Below are 11,654 nucleotides of genomic sequence, written 5' to 3'. Positions count from 1 at the left end.
TTCGCCACGCGCGGGTGTCCTCGCCCGCCTGAACAGGGCACGTGCCGGGCACGTAACGGCCACCGAAGCTCTGGCTCCCGGCCGCTCGGGCCGGTCACAGTGGCGGGACCGCCCCGGAATCGCACCGGGTTCCACGGAGACCGTCGCCAGGATCATCGCATACGGTCTCCCTCCGTGAGGATCGTCGTTGTGGGTGTTCCGGCCGACGGGTGGGCCGGGCTGGCCGAGCCCGCGCGGGCCGAAATCGCGGCCGCGGACGTGCTGTTCGGCGGCCGCCGCCAGCTCGATCTGGTGCCGCTCGACGTGCCGAAGGTGACGTGGCCGAGCCCGCTGCTGCCCGCACTGGACGGCCTGCTTGCCGAGTACGCCGGGCGGCGGATCTGTGTACTGGCCAGCGGGGACCCGCTGCTGTCCGGCATCGGGACGACGCTGGTCAGACGGCTGGGCGCGGAGAACGTGCGGATCGTGCCCGCGGTGTCGTCGGTGGCGCTGGCCCGGGCCCGGATGGGCTGGTCGGCGGAGGAAACCGAGGTGGTCAGCGTCGTCGGTCGCAGCGTGCACCGGGTGAGCCGGGCGCTCGCGCCGGGGGCGCGATTGCTGGTGCTCAGTTCCGACGGCGGAACACCCGCGGAGCTGGCTTCCGTGTTGGTGGCAAGGGGTTTCGGCGAGAGCAAGCTCACGGTTCTGGAGCAGCTGGGTGCCCCGACCGAACGCCGGGTCGACGGGGTAGCGCGAGGCTGGTCACATCCGGCGGGCGATCCGCTGAACGTCGTCGCGGTCGAGTGCGCGGGGCCGCCGTTGCCGCTGCTGCCCGGCCTGCCCGACGACGCCTTCGAGCACGACGGGCAGATCACCAAGCGCGACCTGCGGGCCTCCGCGCTGGCCCGGCTCGCGCCGGCGGCCGGTGAGCTGCTGTGGGACGTCGGCGCCGGTGCCGGGAGCGTCGGGATCGAGTGGTCGCGCGCGCATCCGGCGAACCGGGCGATCGCGATCGAGCGCAATCCCGAACGGGTGGCGCGGATCCAGCGCAACGCAGATCGTCTGGGTGTACCGGAACTACGCGTGGTGACCGGCACCGCGCCCGATGACCTGCCGGATCTTCCGGTGCCGGACGCCGTGTTCCTCGGCGGCGGCCTGGCCGCGCTCGGCGCCTGCCTGGACGCGCTGCGGCCCGGCGGCCGTCTCGTCGCGCACGCCGTGACGCTCGAATCGGAACAGGCGCTGGTAGCGGCGTACCAGCGCTACGGCGGCGAGCTGGTTCGCGTCGCCGTCGAGCACGCCGCGCCGCTCGGAGGGTTCACCGGCTGGACACCGGCCCGGACCGTGACGCAATGGAGTTTCCTGAAATGACCGTGTTCTTCATCGGCGCCGGGCCCGGCGCGGCCGACCTGATCACCGTGCGCGGACGCGATCTGCTGGCGCGTTGCGGCGTGTGCCTCTACCCCGGCAGCCTGACCCCGCCGGACCTGCTCGCCCACTGCCCCGCGGACGCGCGCAGGATCGACACCGCGGACCTGTCGCTGGAGCAGATCGTCGGTGAGCTGGTGGCGGCGGACCGGGCCGGGCACGACGTGGCACGCCTGTGCTCGGGCGACCCGTCGATCTACAGCGCGGTGGCCGAGCAGATGCGACGGCTCGACGCGGCGGGTGTGGCCTACCAGGTCGTCCCGGGTGTCCCGGCGTTCGCGGCGGCGGCCGCGGAGCTGGGACGCGAGCTGACGGTGCCGACGGTGGGCCAGAGCCTGGTCATCACCCGCGTCCAGGCCCGCTCGACGGCCATGCCGCCGGACGAAACGCTCGCGACGTTCGCCGCCAGCGGGACCACGCTGGCGGTGCACCTGGCGATCACCCGGATCGAGCAGGTCGTCGGCGAACTGCTGCCGCACTACGGCGCGGACTGCCCCGTGGCCGTCGTGCACCGCGCGAGCCAGCCACAGCAGCAGATCCTGCGCGGCACCCTGTCCGACATCGCGGCGCAGGTCCGTGACGCCGGAATCGACCGTGCGGCGGTGATCTTCGTGGGACGCGTACTGGCGGCCGGGAACTTTCCGGACAGCTACCTGTATTCGGCGGCGCGGGACCGTTCGGGGGCGAGCGCGCCGGAACGGTCGTGACGCCCGGGCAACTCGCACCCGCCGCTTACGAAACGGCCCGCTCGCGAGCGTGGGTCAGCTCACCGGCGCGCTGACCCCGACCACGGTCCCGGCGCGGTCGATCACCAGCACGTCCACCGCGACCGGCGCCGGGTCCAGCACCGACGCCGCGAACTCCCGTGCCCGCGCCGCGACCAGGTCGCCGATCGGGAAACCCGCCGCCTGCGAGAGCTGCAGCGCGTGCAGCGCCGTGTTCGCGCCGAGGATCTCCGATGCCAGCCCCTCGGGAGCCAGCGAAGCCAGCAGCGCCAGGTCCACCTGGGACCGCTTCGAGTGCAGGTCCAGATGCCCGGCCGCGAGCTTCGACATCTTCGCGAACCCGCCCGCGATGGTCAGGCGGCGCACCGGGTGCCGCTTCACGTATTTCAGCACCGCGCCCGCGAAGTCGCCCATGTCGAGCAGCGCCGTCTCCGGGAGCGCGTACCGGTCGGCCACCACCCGCTCCGACGTGCTGCCCGTCGCGCCCGCGACGTGCGGGTGCCCCAGCGCCCGCGCCACGTCGACGCCGCGCCGGATGCTGTCGATCCACGCCGAGCACGAGTACGGCACCACGACACCCGTCGTGCCGAGGATGGACAATCCGCCGAGGATGCCCAGCCGCGGGTTCCACGTCTGCCGTGCCAGCTCCTCGCCCTCCGGCACCGAGATCTCCACCACCACGTCCCCGGCGTCGCCGAACGACGCCGCGACCCGCTGCACCGCCTCGGTCATCAGCCGCCGCGGCACCGGGTTGATCGCGGGCTCCCCCACCGGCAGTGGCAGGCCGGGCAGCGTGATCGTGCCGACACCCACGCCCGCCCGGAACGTCACACCGCTCCCGGGCGCGCCACGGGTGACCGTCGACTCGATCAGCGCGCCGTGGGTGACGTCCGGATCGTCGCCGGCGTCCTTGATCACCCCGGCGGTCGCCGAAGCCGCGTCCCGTCGCTCGGTGGCCAGCGCGAACGCGGGGCGGCGGCCCTGGGGCAGCAGCACCTCGACCGGATCGGGGAACTCGCCGGTGAGCAGCGCGGTGTACGCGGCCGTGGTGGCCGCGGTCGCGCACGCTCCGGTGGTCCACCCGTACCTCATCACCGGGCAGTATGGCTGGCGTGACGCAAGTACTCGTGCTCGGAGGCACCGGTGAGGCCCGCGCGCTGGCCTCCGGGCTCGTCGACCGCGGCGTGGCGGTCACCTCGTCGCTCGCCGGACGGGTCGCCGACCCGCGCCTGCCCGCGGGTGCGGTGCGGATCGGCGGCTTCGGCGGACCGGAGGGCCTCGCGCGCTGGCTGAGCGGGCACGGCACCGTCGCCGTGGTGGATGCCACACACCCGTTCGCCGAGCGCATCGGCGCGTCCGCCGTCGAGGGCGCGCGACGTGCCGACGTCCCGTTGCTCCGCCTGCAACGCCCCGGCTGGCAGCAGGGCCCCGGGGACGACTGGCACTGGGCCGACAGCCTCGGCGAAGCCGCGGAACTCGTGGAAACCCTCGGTGACCGGATCTTCCTGACCAGCGGCCGCCAGGGCCTGTCCGCGTTCGCGCGCTGCACCCGGCCGTGGTTCCTGGCCCGCTGCGTCGATCCGCCGGAGCCGCCGCTGCCACCGCGCCTGGAGGTCCTGCTCGGCCGCGGCCCGTACACCGTGGCGGGTGAGACGGCGCTGTTGCGGAAACACCGCATCGACGTACTCGTCACCAAGGACAGCGGCGGCGACATGACCACCGCGAAGCTCACCGCCGCCCGCCGCGAAGGCGTGCCGGTGGTCGTCGTGCGGCGCCCGGAACGCCCGCCCGCGCACACCGTCGCCGACGTGGACGCGGCGCTGGCGTGGGTGTCAGCGATCCTGGGGACATGATCGAAGAGTTCTACGAGGTCCTGCGACGGCGCCGGGACGTGCGCGCGGAGTTCACCGGCGAGCCGGTCGACGACGAGGTTCTGCACCGCGTGCTCGAAGCCGCGCACTCCGCGCCCAGCGTCGGCCTCACCCAGCCGTGGGATTTCGTGCTCGTCGAGAACACCCGTACGCGTACCGTGTTCCGCGACCACGTGCTCGCCGAGCGCGAGGTCTTCGCCGCGTCGCTGCCCGAGGAGCGCCGGGAGACGTTCGCGCCGATCAAGATCGAGGGCATCCTCTCGTCGTCACTGGGGGTCGTCGTGACCTACGACCCGAGCCGCGGCGCCCCGGACGTGCTCGGGCGGCACGCGATCGCCGACGCCGGCCTGTACTCCGTGTGCCTGGCGATCCAGAACCTGTGGCTCGCCGCGACCGCGGAAGGTCTGGGCGTCGGCTGGGTCAGCTTCTACCGCGAAGACTTCCTGCGTGAGCTGCTCGGCATCCCGGAGGACGTCCGGCCGGTCGCGTGGCTGTGTGTGGGCCCGGTGAAGGCGCTGCAGGACATACCGGACCTGGAGCGCCACGGCTGGCGGCAACGGCGCCCGTTGTCGGCGGCGACGCACCGTGAACGTTTCCGGACACCACCATCCCGAAGCGAGCGCGAGGAAGCATCGCGATAGCGTTCTGACAATGTGGATGGCCAGCAGGACACCTACTGTCGCGCGGGACGAGGTGACCGACCCGGAACAGCCGGGCGCGTCGGAGAGCACCTCATCGCGCCGACCTCGCACGTTCTTGTGGCGGCTGCTCGCCGTCGTTCTCGGTCTGTTCGCGGCCGCCTGCGCGGTCGCGTTCCCGCTGCTGCCGGTCGTCCAGGACACGGCGAAGATCGCGTGGCCGGCCGGTAGCGACACGCGCCCGGTCAACGCCCCGCTCGTCGGTTACTGGGCACAGGACCTCCAGGTCGACATCCCGTGCGCGACCGTCCAGTCGCTCGACGCCCGCGGCGCCGGGTCCAGCCTGCTGTTCTCGACCGTGCCGCCGGCCCGCGCGGGCAACGGCGCCGGAGCGCAGCTCAACGTCGAGGACGGCGTGCTCACCGCCACCAGCCGCGGCCAGCAGGTCGCGCGCCAGCCGCTGCCCGCGACGGGCTGCGACATCCGGTTCAGCTCGACGGCGACCCACACCACCCTGTCGGTCGCGGGCACCCCGGTCTACGACTCCGGCGGCGACGTCCGCCCGCGCGTGCTGGGCATCTACACCGACATCTCGTCGTCGCAGGACCCGATCGCCGGGCTCTCGGTCGGCATCACCCCGGACACCCGCTACCAGTCCTCGCCGACCGGTCTCAAGGTCGGCATCGGCGTGTTCGGCGTGCTGTCGCTGATCGGCTGCCTGATCGCGGTCAACCGGCTGGACGCCGGCACCGCGCGGCGGGCTCCGCGCTGGGCGCCGATCGGCTGGTGGAAGCTGACCAAACGGGACGTGACCGTCTTCGGCGTGCTCGGCGCCTGGGTGTTCATCGGGCCGGTGACCTCGGACGACGGCTACATCCTCACCATGGCCAGAGTCGCCGACCAGGTCGGGTACCTGACCAACTACCACCGGTGGTTCGGCGTGGCCGAGGCGCCGTTCGGGTGGAACGACCACATCTACGAGCTGATGGCGACGGTGTCCACGGTGCCGCCGTGGATCCGGCTGCCGTCGTTCCTGCTCGGCATCCTGAGCTGGCTGCTCATCAGCCGTGAGGTGCTGCCCAGGCTGGGCAAGGAGGTCCGGATCAGCCGGGCGGCGGGCTGGGCCGCGGCCGTGGTGTTCCTGGTCTGGTGGCTGCCGTTCAACAACGGGGTCCGCCCGGAGCCGTGGGCCGCGCTGGGCTCGCTGATCGCCCTGTGCGCGGTGGAACGCGCGCTGGTCACGCGGCGGCTGCTGCCGCTGTGCCTCGGCCTCATCGGCGCCGCGTTCGCGCTGGCCGCGACGCCGACGGCGCTGATCGCGGTCGCGCCGTTCCTGGTCGCCGCGAAGCCGCTGTTCCACCTGCTGCGCAGCCGGGCACGCGAGTCCGGGTGGGCGACCGTGCTGGCGCCGATCGCGGCGGCCGGGTTCGTGGTGCTGATCGTCATCTTCGCCGACCAGACGTTCTCGACGGTCATGGAGGCGACGCGCCTGCGCGGCTCGGTCGGGCCGAACAAGTCCTGGTACGAGGAGCTGGCCCGCTACGAGCTGCTGTTCGAGAACAGCGCCGACGGCGCCCTGACCCGCCGGTTCCCGGTGCTGCTGCTGATCCTGTGCACCGGCACCTGCCTGGTCGTGCTGCTGCGCCGCGGCCGCATCCAGGGTGCCGCCCTGGGCCCGGCCCGGCGGCTGATCGGCACGGTGGCGCTGTTCTTCCTGCTGCTCGCCCTGACCCCGACCAAGTGGACGCACCACTTCGGCGCGTTCGCCGGTGTGGGCGCGGCGATGGCGGCGCTGACCGCGCTGGCGACGAGTTCGACGGTGCTGCGCTCGCGGCGCAACCGGGCGGCCTTCACGGCGGGCCTGCTGGTGGTGGCGGCGCTGGCGGTCACCGGGCCGAACGCGTACTGGTTCGTGTCCAGCCTCGGGGTGCCGTGGTGGGACAAGGCGCCGTCGTTCAAGGGCTACCACCTGTCCACGGCGCTGCTCGCGGCCGCGCTGGTGGCGGCGGTGTTCGCGTTCGTGGAGAACGTGCGCGCGCAACGGCCGGGCGCTCTCCCGCCGGTGCAGGAGCGGCGCGGCCGGGGGCTGCGGCTGGGCGCGGTGTCGCTGGTCGTGGTGTGTGGCGCGTTCGTGGTGTTCGAGGTCGCCAGCATGGCGAAGTCGATCCAGAAGCAGATGTCGACGGGCAGTTACAGCCTGGCCGCGGCGAACGTGGAGCATCTGACCGGGTCGAGTTGCAACCTGTCGGACCACGTGATGGTGGAGCAGGATCCGGTGTCGAGCATGCTCAAACCGGTTTCCGCGGTCACCGTTCCGGACGAGACGGAGCAGCCGGAGAACTCGGCGCTGCCGTTGCCGGAGAACGAGGGCAACGAGAAGACGTCGGTCGGTTTCCACACCGACGGCGTCGGCGACGACGATCCGCTGAACGCCCCGCCACACGGGTTCACGACCGCGACGGTGCCGATGTGGAGCAGCTACCACGAGGGTTCGGCGACGGGCCGTCTGCGCACCGACTGGTACGGGCTGCCCGACGAGCACGCGGGCGCGCAGGTGACGATCGCGACCGCGGCGCCTCCGGGCAAGGCGACGAACGTGGCGCTGGAGTTCGGCCGGGACACGCCCGCGGGTGTCGAGGTGGTCAAATCGACGACGGTGCTGGGCACCAACGTCGGCACCGGGGCGAGCGCGGACGACACGAAGTGGGCCGACGAGCGGGTCGACATCGGCGACCTGCCCGCGGACGTGAACCGGGTGCGCGTGGTGGTCAAGGACGACGACATCACCTCCGACGGCTGGGTCGCGGTGAGCGCCCCGCGCGTGCCGACGTTCACCACGCTCACGCAGCGGGTCGGCAGCGCACCGGTCTACATGGACTGGCCCGCGGCGTTCGTCTACCCGTGCATGAACCCGGTCGCCTCGCACGACGGCATCTCGCAGATCCCGGCCTACCGGATCACCGCGGGTGACCTGGCGGCGGAAGCCGGGGTGGCCGACAACATCGGTGGCGGGCCCAACGGCTGGATCGAGGAACTGGCCGATCAGCCGGAGGTGCCGAGCTACCTGGAGGGTGACACCTCCGGCCGGTCCTGGGGACGCCTGCTGCAGATCGAACCCTTCACGGACGGCGTCGCACCGCAGGTGTCACACGGAACCGAAACGATGTGGGGCTGGCAAAGCCCCGGGCCAGGGCCGCAGCAGCCGAACGGGTCGACGCCGACTCGCTGATGTGAGGGAACCCCCGCTTCCGGCGGGGGTTTCTTTTCGTTGCCGCTACGCGGGTGTCGAGGGCGCCGGGCTCGCAAGCTCGCAAGCGATCGCCCCTCCCGGACCCGATCCTTCATTTTCTTTGGCTGGGGATCGGTTGCGGGAGAGGAAAGGCCGGCAGGCAACGCGCCGGGTCGCCTACCGTTGCCGGGCACCGCGCGAACGTGGAATTCGCGCGCGGGAACGCAGAACTCGCGGCCCGGAACGTGGGACTCGCCGGGCACGTCGGCGAGTCCCACGCTCCGGCGGGCGAGTCCCACCCTCTCGCACGCGAGTTCTGCATTCGCGCACCCGCCGCCCACCCACCACACCGCCACCCGGCAACGCAACCCGACCCGAAAGCCGCCCAGCCTCCCCCGCACCCCGATACACAGCCCAGTTCTGCGGACGATCAGGGGCTGTCAAGGTACTCTTTCCCGCCTTGACAGCCCCTGCTCGGCCGGAGAAACAATGAAAAATCGGGGCGGCCACAATCTGGGCGTAGCGAAGCGAAGCCGGCGCTTGCAGCCGCGCGCAGCGCAAACACCCGCGTAGCGGCTACGGCACGAAACCTCAATAAGACCGAGGCGTCCACACAAACCCGTGGTCGACCCGCGTCCGCGACGACCCCACGATCACCAAGCACCGCATATCCACCACACCAGGATCGAACTCCCCCAACGTGGTCACCAGCACGGACTCCGCATCGCCACCGACATCCCGCGCCACCACCACCGGCGTCTCAAGAGATCGATGCCGCAACAGCACCTCCCGCGCCCGCACCAACTGCGACGTCCGCGTCTTCGAAGCCGGGTTGTACAGCGCCACCACCAGATCAGCGGCCCCGGCGGCATCCAGCCGCCGCTCGATCACGTCCCAGGGCTTCAACCGATCCGACAACGACAGCACACAGTAGTCGTGTCCCAGCGGCGCCCCGACCCGTGAAGCCGCAGCCGAAGCAGCCGTCACCCCGGGCAGCACCCGCACACGAACCGGCTCCTCAAGCGCAGCCGCCTGCTCCAGCACCGCGGAAGCCATCGCGAACACCCCGGGATCGCCGGAAGACACCACAGCCACCCGAGCCCCGGAAGCCGCCAGCTCCAAAGCATGCCGGGCACGATCAGCCTCGACCCGGTTGCCCGAAGCATGCCGCACCTGCCCGGCCCGCTGCGGAACCTTCGCCACGTACGGCCCGTACCCGACGATGTCCGAAGCCTCGGTCAACGCCTCGGCAGCCTCCGGTGTCAACCATTCCGGCCCGGCCGGCCCCAGTCCGACGACCACGACCTCGCCGCCCTCCGAGGCGGCCGGTTCGGAAACAACCGGCGATTTCCGTGCGGCATAAGCGGGACTGGGCACCAGGGCCAGCGAGAAGTACGGCACCGACGACGGGTCCACCTCCGCGAACGGCTCCACCCGCTGTGCAGGCCAGGTCGCCCGCTCGACGTAGTATGCCTCGTCCAGCCGCCCCGACTCGGCCAGCGCCTCACGTACCGAGCCGAACGTGCGGCCCAGCTTCATCACCGCCGCGGCCTGCGTGTCCGCCAACCGTCGCGCCAGCTCGGGCGCGGGCAGCGTCCCGGGCAGCACGGTGAGGACTTCGTCCCGCTGCACCAACGGTTTGCCCAGCACGGCCGACGCCGCGGACACCGACGTCACGCCCGGCACCGCCTCGGCCTCGTACCGGTCGGTCAGCCGCTCGTGCATGTACATGTAGGACCCGAAGAAGAACGGATCGCCCTCGCACAACAACACCACGTCCCGCCCGGCGTCCAGGTGCTCGGCGAGGCGTTTCGCGCTCAGCTCGTAGAACTCGGCGATCGCGCCCTCGTACCCGCCGGGGTGGTCGGTGCCCTCCGTGGTCACCGGGTACATCAGTCGTTCCTCGACCTGCCCCTCGCGCAGGTACGGCTCGGCGACCGACCGCGCGATGCTGCGGCCGTGCCGCGCGCAGTGGTAGGCGATCACGTCGGCCTCGCCGATGAGCCGCGCCGCCTTCACCGTCATCAGCTCCGGGTCACCGGGGCCGAGACCGACACCCCACAACTTGCCCGTTTTCATTCGACCTCACTCGCGAGCGCGTTGACCGCCGACACGGCCATGGCACTTCCGCCACGCCGCCCGTGCACCACCAGATAGGGCGCGGGGGCGCGCTTGACCAGCTCTTCCTTGGACTCGGCGGCCCCGACGAACCCGACCGGCACCCCGATGATCGCGGCGGGCACACCGGCACCGTCCTCGATCATCTCCAGCAGCCGGAACAACGCGGTCGGCGCGTTGCCGATCGCCACCACCGACCCCGCCAGATCGTCCCGCCACAGCTCCAGTGCCGCCGCGGACCGGGTCGTGCCCATCCGCTCGGCCAGCGCCGGAACCCGCTCGTCGGACAGCGTGCACCGGATCTCGTTCGACGCGGGCAAACGCTTGCGGGTCACGCCGCTGGCGATCATCCGCGCGTCGCACAGCACCGGCGCACCGTCACGCAACGCGGCACGGGCCGACTCGACGAGGTCGAGCGAGTAGGCCAGGTCGTCGACCAGGTCGACCATCCCGCACGAGTGGATCATGCGGACCGCGACCGGCTCCAGGTCCTCCGGCAGGATCGCGAGGTCGGCCTCCTCGCGGATCGTGGCGAACGAGTGGCGGTAGATCTCCGCCCCGTCGCGGATGTAGTCGATCACGGCGTTCCCTTCTGGTATTCCTCGGTGCCCGCGAGCATGTCGATGTGCGCTTCGTGCGGGCGCCCGCACCTGCGCTCGCACCCGGAGAAGTGCATCCGCACGCCTGCGGGCGTCCGGCGCATCACCGCCCGCGCGTCCGCCCGCACGTCGGCACGTGACTTCGCGCAGCCCGGCCGTCCGATGCACGCGCTGACGCCCAGACCCGGCGCGTCCGGATCGGTCACCAGACCCGGCGCGTGCACGCCGAGCGGCACGACGACCGACCGCCACGGCGTCACGACGATCTCCCCCAGCGCCCGCAGGTCCGCGGCCGCGAGCTGCCCCAGCACCGGTGCCCCGCAGACCCCGGCACGACCGTCGTCGCGGGTGAACGGCCCGACCGGCACGCCCGGCGACGCCGGCAGGCGCGAACCGCCGGGCAGGTCCAGTTCCCGCACCCGCCACGCACTGCCCCGGACTTCGGTGAACCACAACGCTTTCCGCACCAGCGCGCCGACCGCGCCGTCGAACGGCACCCGCTCCCCGGTGTCCCGGCCCGCCAGCAGCACCGCACCGGTCGACGAGTCGAGCGCCCGCCAGCACACGTCCGCGTCCTCGCCGGAGACATCGCCGCGGCCGTCGTCGAGCGCGAACAGGAACCGGCCCGGCAATCCCGCCAGCTCGGGCCGCGCGCACACCGCCCGGTCCAGCTCGGCAACGGTCTCCCGGACGTCGACCAGCCCGCCGGTCAGCCCGCTCAACGGTGAGGCCAGGTAGTTGCGGACCCGCTCGTGCGGAGGCGCGGGCAGGAGCCCGGCCGACGACAAGCGCGGAACCAGCTCGCCCGTCCGCGACAGGCCACGCAACTGGATGTTGCCCCGCGAGGTCAGGTGCAGCGAGCCGTCGCCGAGCTCCTCGGCGCACGAGGCCAGCACCCGGGCCTGCGAAGCGCTGAGCCGCCCGCCGGGCAACCGGACCCTGGCGAGCGCGCCGTCGGCGGCGTCGTGCGTGGCGAAGACACCCGGGCACGCGTCGGCGCGGACACGTGCGGGAAGAGCCATGCGCTCACTGTAAACGGCGCCAAGGCCCCGAAGTAGGACTTGGGT

The 11,654-nt window shown here is 72.2% G+C and carries 9 protein-coding genes and 1 riboswitch; of the genes, 5 read left to right on the top strand and 4 right to left on the bottom strand.

The window, feature by feature from the left end; genetic code table 11:
* Positions 1-72 precede the first annotated feature (72 nt).
* Positions 73-133, bottom strand: a riboswitch (cobalamin riboswitch).
* A gap of 41 nt (positions 134-174) precedes the next feature.
* Together cbiE and cobM are read left to right on the top strand one after the other, a co-directional pair.
* Positions 175-1,350 (top strand): precorrin-6y C5,15-methyltransferase (decarboxylating) subunit CbiE, encoded by a 1,176-nt coding sequence (gene cbiE / locus HNR02_RS16515; RefSeq protein ID WP_376772865.1) that lies wholly within the window; start codon positions 175-177, stop codon positions 1,348-1,350.
* Entirely contained in the window at positions 1,347-2,114 is a 768-nt protein-coding gene (cobM, locus tag HNR02_RS16510) for a precorrin-4 C(11)-methyltransferase (protein ID WP_179775956.1), read from the top strand. Before cbiE ends, cobM begins: the two co-directional genes overlap by 4 nt.
* A gap of 54 nt (positions 2,115-2,168) precedes the next feature.
* On the opposite strand, the gene HNR02_RS16505 is transcribed toward cobM, so the two are convergent.
* Positions 2,169-3,224, bottom strand: coding sequence for a cobalt-precorrin-5B (C(1))-methyltransferase (locus HNR02_RS16505; protein ID WP_179774046.1), 1,056 nt, complete (start codon positions 3,222-3,224; stop codon positions 2,169-2,171).
* An 11-nt stretch (positions 3,225-3,235) separates the two neighbouring features.
* On the opposite strand from HNR02_RS16505, the gene HNR02_RS16500 reads away from it, so the two are divergent.
* From HNR02_RS16500 to HNR02_RS16490, 3 genes are read left to right on the top strand one after another with little or no spacing between them, the layout of a single operon-like run.
* Complete coding sequence (locus HNR02_RS16500; protein WP_179774045.1) at positions 3,236-3,985, top strand: cobalt-precorrin-6A reductase; 750 nt, start codon at positions 3,236-3,238, stop codon at positions 3,983-3,985.
* Positions 3,982-4,644: a 5,6-dimethylbenzimidazole synthase gene (gene bluB, locus HNR02_RS16495; protein ID WP_179774044.1), complete on the top strand. Its 663-nt coding sequence runs from the start codon at positions 3,982-3,984 to the stop codon at positions 4,642-4,644. Before HNR02_RS16500 ends, bluB begins: the two co-directional genes overlap by 4 nt.
* A gap of 16 nt (positions 4,645-4,660) precedes the next feature.
* Complete coding sequence (locus HNR02_RS16490) at positions 4,661-7,870, top strand: arabinosyltransferase domain-containing protein (RefSeq protein WP_376772930.1); 3,210 nt, start codon at positions 4,661-4,663, stop codon at positions 7,868-7,870.
* Positions 7,871-8,461: 591 nt separating this feature from the next.
* Here the strand turns inward: HNR02_RS16490 and HNR02_RS16485 are convergent.
* From HNR02_RS16485 to HNR02_RS16475, 3 genes are read right to left on the bottom strand one after another with little or no spacing between them, the layout of a single operon-like run.
* Entirely contained in the window at positions 8,462-9,949 is a 1,488-nt protein-coding gene (locus tag HNR02_RS16485) for a precorrin-2 C(20)-methyltransferase (RefSeq protein ID WP_179774043.1), read from the bottom strand.
* Entirely contained in the window at positions 9,946-10,569 is a 624-nt protein-coding gene (locus HNR02_RS16480; protein ID WP_179774042.1) for a precorrin-8X methylmutase, read from the bottom strand. The genes HNR02_RS16485 and HNR02_RS16480 overlap by 4 nt, the downstream gene beginning before the upstream one ends.
* Positions 10,566-11,609: a ferredoxin-like domain-containing protein gene (locus tag HNR02_RS16475; RefSeq protein WP_179774041.1), complete on the bottom strand. Its 1,044-nt coding sequence runs from the start codon at positions 11,607-11,609 to the stop codon at positions 10,566-10,568. Before HNR02_RS16475 ends, HNR02_RS16480 begins: the two co-directional genes overlap by 4 nt.
* Positions 11,610-11,654: the final 45 nt, after the last annotated feature.

This window comes from Amycolatopsis endophytica, assembly GCF_013410405.1.
GTDB lineage: Bacteria > Actinomycetota > Actinomycetes > Mycobacteriales > Pseudonocardiaceae > Amycolatopsis_E > Amycolatopsis_E endophytica.
Note: the sequence above shows the minus strand (reverse complement) of the source record. Positions and strands in the feature narration are given on the sequence as shown.

Excerpts from the sequence above, each read along its gene's own strand:
- HNR02_RS16485 (WP_179774043.1), bottom strand. The coding sequence starts at position 9,949 with ATGAAAACGGGCAAGTTGTGGGGTGTCGGTCTCGGCCCCGGTGACCCG.
- HNR02_RS16475 (WP_179774041.1), bottom strand. The coding sequence starts at position 11,609 with ATGGCTCTTCCCGCACGTGTCCGCGCCGACGCGTGCCCGGGTGTCTTC.
- HNR02_RS16490 (WP_376772930.1), top strand. The coding sequence starts at position 4,661 with ATGGCCAGCAGGACACCTACTGTCGCGCGGGACGAGGTGACCGACCCG.
- HNR02_RS16500 (WP_179774045.1), top strand. The coding sequence starts at position 3,236 with ATGGCTGGCGTGACGCAAGTACTCGTGCTCGGAGGCACCGGTGAGGCC.
- bluB (WP_179774044.1), top strand. The coding sequence starts at position 3,982 with ATGATCGAAGAGTTCTACGAGGTCCTGCGACGGCGCCGGGACGTGCGC.
- HNR02_RS16505 (WP_179774046.1), bottom strand. The coding sequence starts at position 3,224 with ATGAGGTACGGGTGGACCACCGGAGCGTGCGCGACCGCGGCCACCACG.
- cobM (WP_179775956.1), top strand. The coding sequence starts at position 1,347 with ATGACCGTGTTCTTCATCGGCGCCGGGCCCGGCGCGGCCGACCTGATC.